The 18,120-nt window shown below is 56.7% G+C and carries 12 protein-coding genes; 5 read left to right on the top strand and 7 right to left on the bottom strand.

Translation table 11 applies throughout. The annotated features are described in order from the left end of the window. Positions 1–67 precede the first annotated feature (67 nt). Positions 68–2,914, top strand: coding sequence for a PAS domain-containing hybrid sensor histidine kinase/response regulator (locus Pla100_RS02305; RefSeq protein ID WP_146576039.1), 2,847 nt, complete (start codon positions 68–70; stop codon positions 2,912–2,914). Here the strand turns inward: Pla100_RS02305 and xylB are convergent. Further along, complete coding sequence (xylB, locus tag Pla100_RS02310; protein ID WP_146576040.1) at positions 2,874–4,397, bottom strand: xylulokinase; 1,524 nt, start codon at positions 4,395–4,397, stop codon at positions 2,874–2,876. The two genes, Pla100_RS02305 and xylB, sit on opposite strands and share 41 nt — an antisense overlap. Before the next feature lie 194 nt (positions 4,398–4,591). Between xylB and Pla100_RS02315 the strand changes: the two genes are divergently transcribed. Continuing rightward, positions 4,592–5,974: an ABC transporter substrate-binding protein gene (locus Pla100_RS02315; protein ID WP_231602587.1), complete on the top strand. Its 1,383-nt coding sequence runs from the start codon at positions 4,592–4,594 to the stop codon at positions 5,972–5,974. Positions 5,975–6,107: 133 nt separating this feature from the next. On the opposite strand, the gene Pla100_RS02320 is transcribed toward Pla100_RS02315, so the two are convergent. The 4 genes from Pla100_RS02320 to Pla100_RS02335 form a co-directional block, all read right to left on the bottom strand. After that, positions 6,108–8,933: a DUF11 domain-containing protein gene (locus tag Pla100_RS02320; RefSeq protein ID WP_231602588.1), complete on the bottom strand. Its 2,826-nt coding sequence runs from the start codon at positions 8,931–8,933 to the stop codon at positions 6,108–6,110. 166 nt (positions 8,934–9,099) lie between these two features. Beyond that, the gene (locus Pla100_RS02325) at positions 9,100–9,948 is read right to left on the bottom strand and encodes a hypothetical protein (protein WP_146576042.1); all 849 of its coding nucleotides are present in this window, start codon (positions 9,946–9,948) and stop codon (positions 9,100–9,102) included. 152 nt (positions 9,949–10,100) lie between these two features. Then, complete coding sequence (locus tag Pla100_RS02330) at positions 10,101–12,041, bottom strand: hypothetical protein (RefSeq protein WP_146576043.1); 1,941 nt, start codon at positions 12,039–12,041, stop codon at positions 10,101–10,103. A gap of 94 nt (positions 12,042–12,135) precedes the next feature. After that, entirely contained in the window at positions 12,136–12,591 is a 456-nt protein-coding gene (locus Pla100_RS02335; protein ID WP_146576044.1) for a YkgJ family cysteine cluster protein, read from the bottom strand. A 146-nt stretch (positions 12,592–12,737) separates the two neighbouring features. Between Pla100_RS02335 and Pla100_RS02340 the strand changes: the two genes are divergently transcribed. Then, the gene (locus Pla100_RS02340; RefSeq protein ID WP_146576045.1) at positions 12,738–13,640 is read left to right on the top strand and encodes a formyltransferase family protein; all 903 of its coding nucleotides are present in this window, start codon (positions 12,738–12,740) and stop codon (positions 13,638–13,640) included. A 26-nt stretch (positions 13,641–13,666) separates the two neighbouring features. Here Pla100_RS02340 and Pla100_RS02345 read toward each other — a convergent pair whose 3' ends face one another. Continuing rightward, positions 13,667–15,124: a Gfo/Idh/MocA family protein gene (locus Pla100_RS02345; RefSeq protein WP_146576046.1), complete on the bottom strand. Its 1,458-nt coding sequence runs from the start codon at positions 15,122–15,124 to the stop codon at positions 13,667–13,669. Between the two features lie 250 nt (positions 15,125–15,374). Here Pla100_RS02345 and Pla100_RS02350 point away from each other — a divergent pair, with 250 nt between their 5' ends. Beyond that, positions 15,375–15,641 (top strand): hypothetical protein, encoded by a 267-nt coding sequence (locus Pla100_RS02350; RefSeq protein WP_146576047.1) that lies wholly within the window; start codon positions 15,375–15,377, stop codon positions 15,639–15,641. Between the two features lie 125 nt (positions 15,642–15,766). Then, positions 15,767–16,480 (top strand): hypothetical protein, encoded by a 714-nt coding sequence (locus tag Pla100_RS02355; protein ID WP_146576048.1) that lies wholly within the window; start codon positions 15,767–15,769, stop codon positions 16,478–16,480. Positions 16,481–16,730: 250 nt separating this feature from the next. On the opposite strand, the gene Pla100_RS02360 is transcribed toward Pla100_RS02355, so the two are convergent. After that, positions 16,731–18,089 (bottom strand): sulfatase-like hydrolase/transferase, encoded by a 1,359-nt coding sequence (locus Pla100_RS02360; RefSeq protein ID WP_197167651.1) that lies wholly within the window; start codon positions 18,087–18,089, stop codon positions 16,731–16,733. Between the last annotated feature and the right edge of the window lie 31 nt (positions 18,090–18,120).

An 18,120-nucleotide genomic window follows, 5' to 3' on the forward strand; every position in this document is an offset into this window, starting at 1 on the left:
ACCAGCAAGGAAGACGGGACTGAGCCGCCGCTAGAGCGGCCCCGAATGTCCACCAAGATGGGACTCTATGAAACAAATCACGACTTACCAGCAGCGATTGCGTTTGGCCGTTTCCATGGCGGATATGGGATTGATCGAGATTGACTACGAGAAAGACACCGCTATCGCCGACGAACGCGCGGCAACGATCTTCGATTTACAGGCCGACGTGCCGCTGGCTCGGAAAGAAGTGCATGAGCGATTTCACCCTGCTGATCGTGCAATCATCGAGCAGAAGATTCGGGATAATCTCGACCCTCAGGGGAAGGGCCACTTTTCGATGGATCATCGCGTCCTCCGTCGCGATGGTTCTGTCCGCTGGCTGAACGTTCGCAAGCAAGTTTTTTTTGAAGAAGTCGGCGGGCAACTTCGTCCCGTATCCGGTTTATTGGCCGCCGTCGACATCACGCACCGCAAACGCGTCGAAGAACAGATGCGCCAGTCCCGTGATACGCTCGGCCAACTGGTCGAGGAAAATCCCTTCGGCGTTTACGTCATCGATTCCAATTTTCGAGTCTGTTATGCCAGTGCCGGAGCACGAAAGGCTTTCGCAAATATTCGATCGCTCATCGGGCATGATTTCGCTGATGCGATCGCTTTGATCTGGCCTAAGAATGTTGCTCAAGAAGTCATCGATCGATTTCGCCACACCTTGTTGACCGGCGCGACATATCACGCACCGCAACTGACTCATCAACGGGCTGATATTGATCTTGTCGAATCGTACGAATGGAAGATTAAACGCATCAAGCTGCCCGATGAACAATACGGTGTAGTGTGCTACTACTACGACGCAACCGAGCGTCAGAATTGGGAACAATCGCTTCGAGAAAGTGAAACCCGTTTCCGCCGGATGACCGACGCTTCGCCCGCCGTCGTTTGGGTCACCGATGTGAATCATCAGTGCACGTTTCTGTCACGTGGTTGGTATGAAAATACTGGCCAAGAACCCGATTCAGGTTTGGGGCTCGGCTGGCTCGACATGATTCATCCAGATGATCGGGAGGACGCCAAGCGGGTCATCTTGACCGCCATGACACAGCGCGAGCCCTTCGAGTACGACTACCGGTTGCGGACACCCGATGGAAGTTACCGCTGGGCGTTGGATTCGGGCCGTCCGATTTTTGCATCGCCAAGTGGATCGACCGAATCATGCCAAAAACCGACAGGGGAGTCGGCGAATGACCCGACCGACGTCCAGGCGACGTTCGAAGGTTACGTCGGCAGTGTCATCGACGTTCACGAACGGCATAGCGCCCAGGAATCACTTTCGCGTCACGCGGCGAAGCTTGAACGAAGCGAAAGCCGGTTGCAAATGGCGGCCGAGGCCACCGGGTTCGGCACTTACGAATTGGATGTCTTGACCGGCGACGCAGTGTGGTCCGACGAGATGTTTCGAATCACCGGAGTCAATCGTGATCGGCCGGTGTCGCCCGATCAAATGGAGACCCTCGTCCACCCACTCGATCTTTCCCGGTTTCGAGAACTCGTTTCCAGCCTTCGTGTTCCGGCGGGGCCGGATCGATATCAAAGTGAGTTTCGAATCGTCCGGCCCGATGGTCAAACTCGTTGGGTCGCCGACAGCGCGAGAGTTTATCACGACGAGTCGGAGCCGCGCCAAAATCATTCGCGGATCGTAGGGACACTTCAAGACATCACCGATCGCAAGCTGTTCGAGCAATCGTTGCAGCGGGCCAAGCGAGCCGCCGAAGCGGCCAATCGATCCCGCGGCGAGTTCCTGGCCAATATGTCCCATGAAATTCGAACACCAATGTCGGCAATTTTGGGCCATGCTGATATCCTGCGAGATCATTTGAAAGATCCCGACAACATTCAAGTCGTCGAAACGATTCGTCGAAACGGGAGATTCCTGCTCGAAATCATTAATGACATTTTGGATCTCTCCAAAATCGACGCAGGAAAGTTAGAAATCGAGCGTGCGCCGATGCAACCGGATCGCCTCGTTGCTGAAGTACGTTCATTGATGGACGTCCGCGCATCCGAAAAAGGCTTGCCGCTGACGATCGAGTTCAAGAACCGGATTCCCGAAAAGATCGAGAGTGATCCGGTTCGGTTGCGCCAGGTGCTTGTTAATCTTTTGGGCAACGCGATCAAGTTCACCGACGATGGCAACGTCCGGTTAGTGATCAGCTACGACGAAGACCGCCAGCGATTAACGTTTGACGTGATCGACACCGGCATCGGGATCCGCCGTGACGATTTGAACCGAATTTTTGAACCCTTCAAACAAGCCGATAATTCGGCAACCCGGTCGTTCGGCGGCACCGGGCTTGGCCTGGCCATCTGTCGACGCCTTGCCGAAGCTCTCGGAGGTCAAGTCACTGCCCGTAGTAAGCTCGGCGATGGGAGTCAGTTCACCCTATCGATTGATGCTCCCGCTCTGGGGCCGTTGATTCAACCGAATCTGAGTCTCGACCGGCGAGGCGAATCCGATGCATCGCAAGTTCAGCTCACCGGTCACTATTTGATCGTTGATGATCGACGAGACATTCGGTATTTGGCCCAACATTTCATTGAGAAAGCCGGAGGCACGGTGACGACGGCGACGAACGGTCGCGAAGCGGTGGAAGCCGTTATGTCGCCTTCCACTACCGGACTCGATCTGATCGTGATGGACATGCAGATGCCGGTCATGGACGGCTATGAAGCGACGCGAGAACTGCGCCGGCGCGGTTGCGAGTTACCAATCATTGCCCTGACTGCCAACGCCATGAAAAGCGATCGCGATCAATGCCTCGCCGCCGGATGCACCGACTACACGACCAAACCACTCGATCGCGATTACCTGATTCAACTGATCGATCGCCTGACGATCAAGAAGACAACTCAGCCAGGCGGTGCATCGAATCCTTGAGGTTTCCATAAAGATCGCGGTAGATCGGAAACAATTCGTTGTAGGTTGCCTTGGCCTTTGCGTCCGGTTTGGTTTCTTCGGCAACCTCGATCGTTGCTTTGCAAGCTTGTTCGATCGACTTGTAAGCGCCATCGCCGACGGCCGCCAACAACGCCACTCCGTACGCCGGTCCCTGTTCGACTTTCAATGTCGTGATTTTTTTACCAAACACATCCGCTTGCATTTGTCGCCACAATTTGTTCTTGCTGCCGCCGCCGCTGGCGCGGATTTGACGAACCGGTACCCCCATCGATTCGATGATCGCCAAGCTATCTCGTAGCGCGAACGTGATTCCCTCCATCACGCTGCGAGTCATCGCCGCGCGGTCGTGGGTCAGGTTCATGCCGACGAATGCGCCCCGCGCATGCGGGTCGGCGTGCGGGGTGCGTTCACCGTTGAGATAAGGCAGGAACACGAGCGAACCGCTGCCTGCGGGAACGCCGGCGGCTTCGGCTGTCGCGGCCTCGAACGATTTGGCGGCGGGAACGCCCGCGAGACCTTGAATCACGTTTTCGACCCACCATTGCAACGATCCGCCACTGGTCAGGTTCACGCCCATCATGTGCCATTTTCCACGTACGGCATGACAGAACGTGTGCAACCGTCCGGCCGCGTCGATGCTCGGTTCGTCACTGTGAACGAACATCACGCCGCTCGTTCCGATCGACGTACTGAGAAGTCCCGATCGGACGATGCCGTTGCCGATCGCGCCAGCCGCACAGTCACCTGCGCCTCCGACGACTTGGCATTGAGTTGTTAAGCCGAGTTGTTTCGCCGCTGCGGCGGTGAGTTTACCCGTCACGTCTTCGGACTCCACCACGTCGGGCAGCAGGCTGCGATCGAGTTGCAATCGCCCCAACAGTTCGGTCGACCAATTGCGAGCTTGAACATCCAACAACAACGTGCCACTGGCGTCGCTGACTTCACTGACATATTCACCCGTCAGGCGGCGACGGATGTCGTCTTTGGGAAGCAATACCTTAGCAAGCTTGTCGAAGTTTCTTTTTTCGTTGTCCCGCAACCAGAGAATCTTGGGAGCTTGGAATCCCGTCAGCGCCGGGTTCGCAACCAACTTAATGAGTTCTTCACGCGATCCGGCGGCGGACGTGATCGACTCGCATTGGACGGCCGTTCGCTGATCGTTCCATAAGAGCGCCGGCCGAATCACGTTGTCTTGAGCGTCCAGAAAAACCGATCCGTGCATTTGTCCGGACAACCCGATCGCCTTGACATCGTTCTTGTCCACTTTGGATTGACGCATGACCGCTCGAACGGTTTTCACCGTCGCATTCCACCAATCCTCGGGATCTTGCTGAGTCCATCCGGGACGCGGTTGTTCCATCGGGTAACCGGCATCGGCCTCGGCCAAGACTTTACCGGATTGATCAATGAGAAGCGTCTTCGTGCCGCTGGTTCCGATATCGATGCCGAGGTAGTAACTCATGGGTTGTGTTCTGAAAGGGGAAAATGAGGTGAACCGGGCGGCAGTATACCGCGTAGCGTCCGGCGGATGAGGCCCCCTTCCGTTTCCCCCATTTTCATTTGTGGTCGTCCCGTTTTATGACTGTTTCGAACTTCTCGCCGGAATCCGTCCCCGGCTCATCGGAGGTACTGAATTCGCCAAGTGTAAACCGGGGGTTGAACCGCAGAACTTGGTTGGCGGGTGCCAGTTCACTGCTTGCCGTCGCCGGATGCACGCATGATCCGACGGAGACACCATCGGTTGATTCGAAATCCGCGTCCGTCGTCAGCGGCGTGCCACTGCGAATCGTGTGGGTGGGAAGCGATTCCGAAGTCGAAACAATGCGTCGGACTTGGCGATCGATCAGCGAACAACCGCTCGACATCCGTCTCGCCAAGCCGATCGACTTCTCAAAGGCCGGATCGAGTGACGCCGGAGCGTTGTTCGAACAAGCCGGTAAGGCCGATGTGGTTGTCTACCCATTGACGATGATGGCCGAGATGGTTCATCAGGAACGGTTGATGCCGCTGTTGAGCGATCGCATCACGGCAGATGAGTCGGACGTTTTCGTCACGTCGGGCCGTCGATCAATGCCGGCCGCATTGAAGGTTGCCACTTCGTTTGCGGGGGAAAGCCGGGCCGTCCCTTTGGGCGGCCATCTGCCCGCGCTCTTGATCGGGGAAACGCTGGCGTCCGGAGAAGCCGCCGAGTCCGTGACCACATGGGCCGACTACTACGAACTGGCCAAGCGCAGTGACGGAAAGTGTGCCGAGCCCAGCGCCGCCGGGTGGGCTGGAGCAACGTTTTTGTGGCGACTTGCTAGTAGCCTTGACACGACTTGGCTGTTCGACCGCGAGACGCTCAAGCCGCTGATCGATCAACCGGATTACGTTGCTGTTTTGGAACAAATGTCCCAGTCGGTGAAGTTGAGTTCGGCGACCGATGGACGAACTCCTGGCCAGATCTACCAAGGCGTCGCGAAGGGCGAGTTGGTTGCCGGAATCGGTTTCCCGACCAACCGATCCGAAGGCGACGAGACCGGCACCCAATTGTCCTTCACCGCGCTGCCGTCAAGTCGCATCGGCAATGAAGACGAGTTCTCCACCCTTGCCGCCACGGGTGATTTAGGTCGTTTGATGATGAACCCGTTCATGTTGGTCGGATCGCTCGCATCGTCGTGTCGACAAACAGCGGCCGCCGATCAATTCCTCGACTGGTTGGCGGGCGGCGAAGGTAGCGAGCCGCTCTATCGCAACATCGATTCGATCATCGACGTCCAATCAACCTCTGGGTCAGGCGACTCGGGCGCAGGCAATGGATATGTCAAATGGTTGCGCAGTCAGCTATCCAACCCCAACGTCGTTCCCCCGCTACAACTGATCGGCGCTTCAGAATACTACATGGTACTCGACGAGGCCGTTCGCGAGTGTGTTCACGGTCCCGTCAGTCCCCAAGCGGCGTGCGATAAGATTGCGAAAGCTTGGTCGAGTTTGCACCAACGATTCAATCTGGCCAGCCAACAAAGAGCTTGGCTCAGGGCTCAAGGCATCGCGTCTTAGCGTCGTTGTGTTTTCACGCACTTATCGTGGAACGGCTTTGCTGGTTCCCTTAGCTTGCCAACCGCGGCTTCCTGCCAGACGAGCTGGCAGGGGAGCAATCCATGAGGACTTGCGGCTGATTGATTCGAGCGTCTTACCGCGTGACTTCGGTGGTTTGCGATCTTGCCACGCCGCCGGGGAAGTTGCGACTGACCGCTTCCAGGACCAGATTGAAGGTTTGCGGCTGGTTGCTGCTGAGCACGAGTTCGTAGTTGATCGTTTCGTTCGCCTTGAGCGATCGAATCTCTTGAAGCAGGATGGTGTTTCCCGCTCGGTCGAAACGGCCCAGTTCAGGGCTGGTGGTTTGCGTCAAACGCCCAATCGAAACCCCTGGCGGCAGCTCAAACCGGAGCTGTACCGCGTTGTCGATCCGATCGGTGTCGTTGGTCAGCGAGATCGAATACCGGATCGGATCATTCACCCGCGGCGAGATGTCCCGTTGGAACACGTCCAATCGCAACGATCCGTCTCGTCGATTGTTCGCACCCGAGTCGAATCGGCTTGGCGGAGCGGACGGTTGAGATGAAGGTGCCGGCGTTCCGGGCCCACCCGGAATCGACGGCGGCGTCAATGCCGGCGGAAGAACGGGAGGGGCCGTCAACGGTTCGTTGGGAACCGTCGTGGGGAAAATTCGAATTTCGGTGCCGTCGCGTCCAGTGGCTCCTTCGGTGGACTCCGCCGTGAATACGAATTGACTCCGTGGGCTTTCCGATTGAGCCCGGAACTCGGCTTCGAGAACGGCGGTTTCCCCGGCGGGTATCTCCGTGATCGTCCACGCGATCAAATAGGGCGTATCCAAGTTGCGAGGAAAATCGATCGTCGCTTGTTCGGGAATCAACTGCGGATCGTAGGACATCGTCGCACGGACGTTCTTCAATGGGATACTGCCCGTGTTCTCGACGCGGCCTCGCACGAGCACTCGATCACCGACGACCAAACGATCTCGCTCGGGCGAGACCGTGACGGACATCGCCGGTGTCGGTGGCGGTGGGTTGATCACGGTAACACATGACTGCGCTTGAGCTTGTTGTCCGCCGGCGGCGGTCGCGTCGAACGTAACACACCTCAGGCCGGAGTCGGTTGGAATGAAGGTCACTGTCGTAGCCCAAACTTCACCGGGTTGGAGTGGTCCGCCGGTTTTGTCATTGCGAACTCCTCGGATTCCTTTCTCGGCGTGCAACATGCCGGTGTCTCCGACCGCAGCCAATGAGACATCTCGTAAAGGCCGATCGCCGGTGTTCTCGACTTCGACACTGTACATCACTCGGTCGCCGGTCTGATAACGCTGTTGTTCAGGAGACACGCGAATCACGAGCGACGGACGATAGATGTCGATGCGGACCGAGTCGTTGGCCGCCAACCCGCCATCGCCACGTGCTTCAAACCCGATCGCAATCGGTGCCGTTGAACTGAGCTTCAACGTCAGGTCAAGTTGTTGTTGCGGTGGGATCGTTCCGATCTCCCAGATCACTGAATTGGGATAAACCTTCGCGAACGCATCGCTGGAGATCACATTGACCCCTTCGGGAATGGAGGCTCGCACTTCAACGCCGGTGGCATCTTGATCACCGGGGTTAGCGATGTTGGCGAATACATCAAACGGAGTATTGTAGGACGCGATTTCGGGGGCGCCGGCTCGCAACGTAAGCTGGGGACTGGACCACGTGATAAAAGCTTGGCCTCGACCGAGCGTTAAATCCGGCATTTTCTCGGATGTTCCTCCCGGCCGAATGATGCTGATGTTCACGACGGCATTCCCCGACGTTCCCTGAACCGGTTCCAAAGTTGCGACCGCGTTGCCGGAGTCGTCGACGTTGACTTCCACAACTGACGATCCACCGGTTCCGGCGAACGTGGCCAATTCCGGATTCATGATTTCATAACGGACTTTCCAACCGCGAGCCGGCACGGAACCTTCGGCGCTGGTGACCCGCGTGTTCAATTCGGCCGCCGTTCCGGCGATCAATCGCTGCGGTGCAGGGAATTGCCATCGGGCATCGACCCAGTAGACCGTTGCACTCGCTTTGCGCTGATCCCAGCATTCACTATCGGGAGCCAGCACGGTCACGTGCGAAGTTCCTTCGCTGGCACTGCTGAGCGACATCCACGTTTGTCCCTTTTCCAACTTCACGTCGTCGTTGGGATTGGCGTTGCCACGCGTGATCAAAACTTCCTTCGTGCTGGTCACACCGCGAGCGTAAGTGGGGTCTTGCTTCTCCGCCTTGGAGATGCCCGCCAAACGGTGCAGGACACCTGGATCGTCGTCACCGACCTCGATGATATTGCCGACGCTGTCGCGTGAGAGCATCCACTCGAGCGGTTCGCCGACTTGCAAATATCCGTCGGTTCCACAAATCCCACTCAAGAAGATCACTTCACCACCGACGGGAGCGACGATCTTTTGCGGGGTCATCAAGATGCAACCGCGTTTGCCGCGTGGAGGCAATTTGCAAGGTTTCGTTTCGGTGATCTCGGAACCGTATAAAACCGCCGGCGGCCCGGTCAAACAATCGCCACCGCATCCCGGACCGGGAACACAGGGTCCACCGGCAACGCCGCTGCCGATCGCAGTCGGGTCGGCACAGGCCGGCGGATCGACGGGTTCGGGAAACGCGGCGTTGGGAAAATTGAAACCCGGCGCACTTAAACAGCAACCGAGATTGCCGAGGCAACCCAAGCATCGACATGGACCACTCAGTAGCGAGCACCGCCCATCGGTGCATGGCAGCGCGAGCGAGGTCGTCGTCGGCAGCGGGGCGAACAAGCAACTGCCCGTCGAATCGATGGCGGGCAAACGCAAGTTCGTGCAACCGATCGATGAAACGAGTAGGAACCCGACCACACACATCCACATCGACGCCACGCGTGATCGCTCACGAGCGGTAGGTCGGGGATCGTCAGTGATCGCAATTGGGGCCATCGTTCCATCGGTCGATTGAAAAAAGATTTCGTCCGTAGGAACGCTAGCACGCAATCACGCGATGAGACGGCTATGCAAGGTCTAAAACCCAAATTGTCTGAAAAGCCAAATACCGCCGGTCCGATTGTAGGGATTGACCCGATAGTGAAGTCCCATCCGCTTCTCGTCAGGCCGCCCGACGCGATCGGGCTTCAATCGGTTTTTGAAAATAGGCGCGGTACTGGGCGATGACCCGCTCGCCGATCACGTCAAATCGATGAGCATGAGACCAAGACAACACCGAGTGAGTTTGGGCGGCAAGATCGCGGTACGATCCGTCGGTCATTCGAACCAGTGCAGTGATCGCTGGTTTAGTCAAGATCGGCGCCGTGGCACCGGCGTGGTGCAGAGCCAACCTGACGCAGCGGACCATGTCTCGTGGATCCGTTCGGGTCAACCGGAAAGAGGGCAACCGGAACGAGGGCAACCACCGATCTACGTGCGGGCTTCCTGCATGATCTTCGATTCGAAAAAGTACGACGAAAGAACCAACCGATGAAGATTGACGAGTCACCCAGCGCTGAAAGGCTTGCGCTTGCGAAAGGCGAAACGCGTGGACATACACGAACAACAACGCGTCATCGCACTTCAGATCCGTGACCAGCTCGCTGCCGATTTGCTCGACCGTCTCATTACCCCATTTGATCATTCGAGTTTCTAACGCGACGCGATCGATCCCTCGGGTGTCACTGAACTGACGAACCGCCGTCGACGCTCCTGAGCCGATCTGCGAACGCAACAACAGAACTCTCGGTTCGCTCGGCTTCTCGAATGCACGATTCTCAAGTTGAATCAGCTCGGATCGTAACCAGCTCATCAGACGAGCGTGTGGCGGGCTGCGAAAGTAAAAGTCTGCTTGTGTCGATGGCGCACAATCGGACCGGCTCACGCTCATCGGATCGTCGGCGCGAAAAGGCGACGCGATCAATCCCCAATGTTTTAACGCGGCGTGACTGAGTGGCTTGATCGAACTCAATGAAAAGGATCTCCGCAAGAAATGAGTTGCGTCGGTCGAGTCAATGGGCCAAGCAATACCGGAGGCCCGTCCTATCGATCGTCGCAATCATCGAATCCGCTGCGGATCAACAGTCCGGGGCGTTAAACTTGACGCAATCGCTTCCGTCAAACTCACTCAACGGTGATCGAAATCCACCCTTCGGAAAGATCAATCGAAATGATTTCAAGTAGGCGGCCGGCCAACATCGGGGCTTTGATGGTGGGCGGCACCGGTAAATGGCGGTGCAATAGTTCGAGCGGGAACAATTTCTCGAATCCTTCTTCCAGGTTCGCCTTGATTGCGGTTTGGCTCAGACTCAAACGGCGGGAACTCGAGAACGAGAACTGGACGTCTTCATCGCGGATCAACCACATTTGGCCCTCCTCGCCGATGACCGGACGATAGATTGCCGAGACTTCAACGGGAACCTTCAATTCTCGTCCGTCTCGTGATAGCCGAGTCGCACGAAGGCCCAATCGCAACGTTTGATCGCCGGCTTCAAAATAGACGGGCCTGAAGTTGGCAAAATCGATTTCGATTGCTTCTTGTTGCTCCTCACGCTCGGGTAGCTCGATCCCGAGGACTTCGATGATTCGTTCGATCCGTTCGGGCGCGAACGTCTGACCTGCCAACAAGCGACCAAACGTGTTGCCCAAAATCGATTCATGAATTTGAAAGGTGGCGAGATAGTCGTGATGAACACCGTCGTTACGACGTGATATTGAATCACGAATCATCGCCGCCGATGGAGGAGGAGCGGCGGCTGCGAATCCGAGCGGGTGCTGCATCTTGGCGTGGGCATAGACTTCGCTCGACGTCGAACCGATCTCACGCTGCAGCGGCGGGAAATCAAGCCGACTCAGCCAAGGGTTGAGTTCGACGTCAACGTCAGGAATTTTTCGTCTGGCCGCTTCGTTGGTCTGTTCGACAAAATCCTTCTCGACCCGTTCGCGAAGTTTCCTCTCCGAGATGCGTTCGGCGATCGGCTTGGATTCGTTGGCCTGTCGCATCGCAATCTTGCGGACGATCTTGAGCGGGTGATGAATGCGTTGAATTCGCGTCGAGATGTCCGCCGTCGTGACGGGTTCACCCAAAATCATTCGCGTGGGAGTGATCGCTAATTGTCGAGCCGTATATACCGTTCCCGTGCCGGTGGAATCCAACGAAATCGGTTTTCGAAAGCCACGGGTGGAGGTCGCAAAGGTGCCTCGAAGTCGTAAAATCATGCGGACATAACCGTCCTGAGGTAACAGTTCAGCAGTGACGCACCCGGTCACACGAGCCTGACCCCGCAACCTCGTTCCTAGAATGCATTCGTTAACCACATTCGGGTTGTCGACCGGTCGTGATACGGCGTCGGTGACAGGTTCCCCGTTGATCCACACCCATAAGTTCGGATGCATGAATCGCGAACGGATCATCTCCCGCAGGCGACTTGCTTGGCCAGCGTCGGCTAACCCGCCAAGGAATAACTCCATTTGGTCTCGCTGTTGTGCGTCGAGGTCCCGCAACGCATTTTCATCGGAAAGTAAATCGGCTAACCCGTCGAGCTGTTTCGCGACCAAACTAAGGCCACGCTCTGGATCCGCGTATCGTAATGCCGCAATGTATCGGTCCACGGCCTCGCGAAGATGCACGATCGCGGGCAACTCCAAACCTCGCTCGACCCCACGAAGCTGAGGCAACAACCCCAACGCTGCCCGCCCTTTGGTCGCGATGGTTTCGTTGGACTCGATCGCCTCGGCAAGCGGCTGCATTTCCAGATAGTCCATCCAATCATCGAAATTCGATGCCGAAGTCGCTCGCCGAAAGTACTGCCGAGTGGCTTCGATCGCCGCCGACATCGAAGCTTCCGCCGATTCGAGATCCGGTAGGCTCTCCGCGTTGAGGTTGGTTCGAATCGCCGAAATCTCGGCAAGCCAGGCAGGCGAATCGATGTTCACGCGGGAAGATTGCCCGAACGCTGCCGCCTGGATGGTGATCAGTAGAACGACCGCGACCGACCAAACCGCCCAACGTTGAAGACGGTGGGCGCGGGCGGCGACTGGGAAAGAGATTGCGTTTAAAAACAACTGGCAGCTGGGATGCTTGGGGAATCGGGGCGTCTGGGTGGTCTAGGCAGAGTGGTCGCGTATTCTAACCTGGATCGCACCGCTTGTCAGCGATTCACAAGACCGGCAAACCCATCGGCTTTCGGCTGCGAATCGAGTCCTTTTTTCGCCGGCCCGATTGCGGGAATTGGGGACCGAACATCGCTTCGGCATACTCGTCGATCTGCTCGGGGGTCTCGAAATAGCGTTCGTAGCACCAATCGTCCTCGAATTCGCACTCGTTCGTCGTATATTCCCGGCAAATTTGGGGCCGAGTTTCGTAGATTCCGCAACGATTGTCGTCTTGGAGATGCTTGCAAGTCGTGTGGATGAGCAAGTACCAGGTATCCTCGTCCACGAACACCGTCGCCCGATCGTGAAGCAAATACCAACGGATAAAATCAAAATCTTTCCGCGAAACCGGCTCATCGATCGGCAATGCAAAATAACGGCAACATTTTGCCGAGCAGTGATCACAGAGATTTTCCCCCTTAGGAAGATCGGCCCGACGGCGAACGTTCGGCGAAGTCATGGGCAATAACCAATTCAACAGTGAAGATGGGCAAGGATGAGACCGGGGCGGTAGTAATTTAGACAAGACTTCGTTAGCCTCATACACCCCCGCCGAGCCCACCTGATCGGGCCCGCCACCCGTCACTCGCCACTGCTCACCTTCGCATGGAAGTCGTCATCACTGCCTTGGGCCCCGACCATACCGGTTTGGCCGATCCGATCATTCACCACCTGACCGGCCGAGGCGCTCGGATTGCGGAAATTCAGATGTACGATCACGACGAACAGTCTTTGTTCGCGATGATGTGCCGAATTCAGTTCGACGAATCCGGTGCCATCGCTCCAAGCATTGAGTTGTCGCAGATCCAGGATGAAATGCGGCAAATCGGAGAACACACGGGGCTATCGATCCGAGCCTGGAGTCCCGACGCGGCGGCGGTCTCTTCCCATCGTGCGTCCTCCAAAAAACCACGGTTGGCGGTCGCCTGTACCTACGTCGAACACACGCCGCGAGCGGTGTTGCAAGCCGTCGCCGATGGCGTGATCGGTGCCGAGATTCCCGTCGTTCTTTCGAACCGAAAGAAACTGGGTTTTTTGGCGGATGAGTTTGGATGTGAGTTTCGCATGATCGGCGATGGCGAAGGAGGCGCGGACAACGGTGCCCTCGTCGCCACGCTCGATGAACTTGAGATCGACTATTTAATCTTGGCTCGATACATGCGAGTATTGCCCGCCGAGGTCTGTTGGCAATTTGCCGGTGGCCGGATCATCAACCTGCACCACGGTCTGTTGCCTGGGTTTCCCGGTTTCCGGCCCTATCATGATGCCAACAACGCGAGAATGTTGACGTTCGGGGCGACGTGTCATTTCATCATCCCCGAACTTGATGCTGGAAATCAAACCATTAACCAGCGGACTTTTTCGGTCGCCCCCGGCACACCGATCGAAACGATCATCGCCGAAGGCGAACGCGACAACGAACCGAAATGTCTCGTCGAAGGCGTCCGCCGCGTGGTTGACCGCGAGGTGTACCTACATTTTCATCGCGTCGTACCGCGAAAAACATAGCGGCTCAATCAACATCGCGGATCACTTCATTGATCGCTATCGGCGGGGTCACGTCCGTCGATCCAAGGCCCGCCGTACTTCATGTACTCAGGCGAGTTCAAGGTGCTGCCGTAGTCGCCGGCTTGCCATCCTGGGATATGCACTGCCGGGCCGCCAGCTAACGAGCGGGCTTCCCACTTCGCCGCCCAACCCGGATCTTGATCGGTGATCTGGTGACCGTCGACAAAGAAGACTTTGCCTTCGCGGTAACTTTGGGCACCCAGGTTCACGACCGACATCGCCGCCGCGCCCAAGTCGGGTTGGTTGTTACACATCGACGGGTCGTTGGCCTCGCATGCGTTGAGCCAATTTTCAAAGTGAGCCAACGTCGTGTTCTTTACTGGTACCGTGGCGATTCGTTCGGATTCTTGTCGGACGTGAGTAACCGGACCACGCTCGGGGATGAAATCGAATCCGTCAAAGCTTTCACCGTTGCCAAACGCGAACGTACCGAAGTGACCTCGGATCAATTGGTTGACCCGAGACTCTTCGTTGCACATCGTCGCCGTAATCAAACCTTGAACGCCTTCGTTGAAGTCCGCGACCACGGTCGCGACGTCCGGCACGCCCCGACCGTCGTATTCCAAATAGATACCGCCCGCGCCGATTACCCGCCCGGGCACTCGCAGTCCGGTCGCCTTGAGCATCGATGTCGTGCGGTGAACAAATAGATCCGTGAACATCCCACTGCCGAACGGCCAGAACCGACGCCACTGCTTGTAAACCTCGCGATTAAACGGCATTGCTTCGGCGAGATCATGTTCGCGACCAAGCCAGCGGTCCCAATCGACGGTTTTGGGCGTCATGTCCGGTGTCAGTTTGTAGTACCGCCATTGGCCGACGTCCGAGTTGCGAAAATACTCCGTTTGAAAACCAAGCACTTTGCCGAGTTTTCCATCGACGAGTAGTTTGTTGACCTCATCCCAAACAGGCAGGCTGGTCGATTGGACGCCAACCTGCATCACTTTCCCGCTCGCACGCCATTTATCTTCCACGTCGAAGGCTTCTTGCACCGTTTTGGTCATTGGTTTTTCACAATAGACGTTCAAGCCGGCCGCTAAAGCATCAATGGTTTGTTTGTGGTGCCAGTGATCGGGAGTGCCGATGCACACCGCATCGAGGTTTTCTTTCTCGATCATCTCGCGGTAATCCACGTAGCGTCCCGGTTCGGTGCCGGTTTTGTTCTTGATGTGATCGGCGACCTTGTCTCGTTGAACCTGAAACACCTCGGCCACGCCGACCAGATCGATCGCCCGGCCGGCCGCGTGCAATTCGCATAGCGATTTCACATGAGCCCCGAATCCCCGCCCGCCTGGGCCGATGAAGCCGATTCGCATTCGTTCATTACTGCCCGCCGCAGCGGCAGCGGATTTCGCGGACAGGGTTGCGGTACCAACAGCAGCGATGGTCGCGGAAGTTTGCAAAAATTTGCGACGGTCGGTCATAGGTCGACTCTTCAGGTGGGAGAAAAAGGTGGGGGCGTCGAAACCGCGCCGAATTGGCGGGGCATCGGACAACACAACATAACTCGCGAGTCGTCGTAAAACAAACTTCATGCGAGATCGCCCGATGCGCTGCCAAACGGAAGCCGACATCACCATGAGAACTTTTGGCCCGGCGTTTGCTCCCATCTGGACTGGTAACACGACGCCCGAAGTTTCGGGCCTCCCTTCCCACTCAAAATGAGAGACAAAGATGACCTTTACGAAACTTAGCCTTGGCTTCTTGATGACTGTTTGCATGGCCGCCGTTGGTTGCGATGAAGCCCAATATGACAATGCAGTGGAAAACTATAACGAGGAGCTCACCGAGCGAAACGAGGATATCTCCTCGATGAACGCGGATGGTGCAGTGACTTCCGATGAGATGGAAGACCTCGAGGACCAAAACGAGGACGTCGTCGAAGCCGCCGGCGAAGTCGCCGAACAACAAGGCGACCTTATCGAATCAAAGACCGACTGATCGCTGGCGGAACGACTTCTCGCCCGGCGCATTCTGAATCTGCCGCCACATTTAGCCTGCTACCGTTAATCGGTTGCGGGCTTTATTTTTGTCGTTTTCAGTTGCTCTCATTGATAGGATCTTTCATGGCTGTCCGGATGAACGTTCTGGTGCTTCGCCCACCCGGTAACGGCTCCAAAGCTCACCACCAATTCGACGACGTGATCGGTCAATTGCTTGGTCGCCCCGGGCTGGACGTGACGTTGCTGGAACGACTGCCCGGACCCGACGAATCCACCACCGAGCGACTCGCACTCGAATCACTTGGCGGGCATATCGCATGCTTGGCGTGGGCTGGTGCGAGCGAGACTGTCGATGAGCTCGCCGCTGCCGGAAAGTTGATGTCCCGACGTCCGCATCGCGGTGATCCCGATGCCGCAAGCGTCAACGGAACACCAGTCGGTGTTGGGGTCGGGCGAATGTTCTTTTTTGACATGCGTCTTCCGGGAGCCAATGTCTCGATTTTCGGCGACTTGCAAGCATTGTTGAAGACGCTGCAGACACCCACGTTTCAAATCGGGCCGGCCGCCGCTGAACCGAAAACCGCTGAACCGAAAAGCTTTGAGCCTAAAACCGGCGCTCGCACCCCGGTGGTCACCCTCGCCGCATCCTCCCCCATCAACCCAAACGCGGCGTTCAATGACAACCATCGCGTCGACCCGAGGCCTGTACCTTTATCTGCACCAAAGCAACCAGCCCTTGAACCGCTGGCCGGAACTCCGGAAGCTTCAAAGCAATTGACCGAGGACGGCGACGATCTCGATCGACTCGTTGATAAACTTGACGAACTCGATCTTTAGTGCTTCGTCAATATTTGAAAAAAGGGTTGGCTTAAAACGTGGCACGGTGGTCCCCACCTTGATTCTCGACGGAGGACCGTCGAGCCACCTTGCTGACGCCCTAATGTCAAATGTGGATGAAGTACTAGGCTGTCGCAGCCGTTGTCTGCCGCGTTGTCGCGACGGCTTTGGGCTACTTCGGCTGGACCCGGTATTGGCAACAGCCGGTCCGGAAAACTCTGCGATCGGTGTCAACGGATAATAAATGGATCTACCGAGTGGTTACTTTGGAGTCGTTATCGGATTGTCGAGCCATCTTCAATTGATCGAGCAACTCGGCGACGCGATGGGGGAATTTAGACGCCAAGTTAGTCGTCTCTGACGGATCGTTCGCTAGATCGAACAGTTCCAACTTGTCGGCTTGTTTGTTCGCCGAGACAACCAATTTCCAATCGCCCTGTCGTAACGAACTTTCTCGAAAACCTGGGCCGGCACAATAAAGTGCACGAACGGAGGGCGGTTGATGTTGGAGCAATAATTTCGTCAGGTCGACACCGTCCCAACGCGGGTCGTCGGCAGGTTTGAAACCAGCTAGGGAGCAAAAGGTCGGCATCCAATCAATGATCTGCACCGGAGCGGACACGCGTCCTGGCTTGACGTGACCGGGCCAATCGACGAGTGTCGGCACGCGCGTCCCGCCTTCATAAACGGAACCCTTCTGACCCCGAAACGAAGAATTGTTACCCGGCAAACGTCCTTTGGGTGCATCGTTGTCGGGGTACTTCATATCGCGATTCTCGGCCGTGCTGCCTCCGTTGTCGCTGGTGAAGACCACGATGGTGTGATCTCGTTTGCCGATCGAGTCCAAGGTCGCCAAGATGCGGCCGACCGAATCGTCTAGATGCATGATCGATGCGGCGTAATGACGTGCGACCTCTCCTTCAATCGTATCGGGGACGCGCGTGAGCCACAGTTCAGGTTCATCCACTGGTAAATGCACAGCCGTGAATGGCACATACAAGAAAAACGGTGTTTTACTTCGGTCCTTCAACCAAGCGACCGCTTCATCAGTAATCAGGTCGGTCACATGGCCATCGACGTCAATCAACGTTTCATTTCGGTGCCACGTTTGGGAATAGGGGCCGCTCTTGTAGCGGTGCGTCCAAGATGTCACACCACCTGCCAGCGATCCATAAGAGTGATCGAATCCGAAATGATTAGGGCCTTCGTGCGGTAGTGATCCGAGATGCCACTTCCCGGTCAAACAGGTTTCGTAACCCGCCTGTTTCAAGGCACCGGCCAAAGTTAATGTGCCAAACGGTAACGCTTGATTGTTCTGCGGATTGACGACACCGAAACGGCTCCAACAACGCCCCGTCATCAACCCGGTTCGGGTGGGACTGCAAACGGGCGCGACGTAGTGGGACTCCAGTTCCAATCCACTCCGAGCGAGGCGATCCAGATGAGGCGTGGGTGCGCTGCCGCCGTGAAATGCGACGTCCGCCCACCCCAGGTCATCGGCGATGATGAACACGATGTTGGGCTGCGCTGATGGCGTCTGTGCTTGCGTCGGCGTGGATTGTCCGCTGACTGCGATTGCCAAAAAAATTGAAAACAGAAGTGGTTTCATGGGGGGCTCGACGAAGGACGTTTCTGGGGAC

Source organism: Neorhodopirellula pilleata, from assembly GCF_007859915.1.
Lineage (GTDB): Bacteria > Planctomycetota > Planctomycetia > Pirellulales > Pirellulaceae > Rhodopirellula > Rhodopirellula pilleata.

Coding starts and splice junctions, on each gene's coding strand:
- Pla100_RS02340 (WP_146576045.1), top strand. CDS start 12,738: ATGGAAGTCGTCATCACTGCCTTGGGCCCCGACCATACCGGTTTGGCC.
- Pla100_RS02355 (WP_146576048.1), top strand. CDS start 15,767: ATGGCTGTCCGGATGAACGTTCTGGTGCTTCGCCCACCCGGTAACGGC.
- Pla100_RS02320 (WP_231602588.1), bottom strand. CDS start 8,933: ATGGCCCCAATTGCGATCACTGACGATCCCCGACCTACCGCTCGTGAG.
- Pla100_RS02350 (WP_146576047.1), top strand. CDS start 15,375: ATGACCTTTACGAAACTTAGCCTTGGCTTCTTGATGACTGTTTGCATG.
- Pla100_RS02360 (WP_197167651.1), bottom strand. CDS start 18,089: ATGAAACCACTTCTGTTTTCAATTTTTTTGGCAATCGCAGTCAGCGGA.
- Pla100_RS02345 (WP_146576046.1), bottom strand. CDS start 15,124: ATGACCGACCGTCGCAAATTTTTGCAAACTTCCGCGACCATCGCTGCT.
- Pla100_RS02335 (WP_146576044.1), bottom strand. CDS start 12,591: ATGACTTCGCCGAACGTTCGCCGTCGGGCCGATCTTCCTAAGGGGGAA.
- xylB (WP_146576040.1), bottom strand. CDS start 4,397: ATGAGTTACTACCTCGGCATCGATATCGGAACCAGCGGCACGAAGACG.
- Pla100_RS02305 (WP_146576039.1), top strand. CDS start 68: ATGAAACAAATCACGACTTACCAGCAGCGATTGCGTTTGGCCGTTTCC.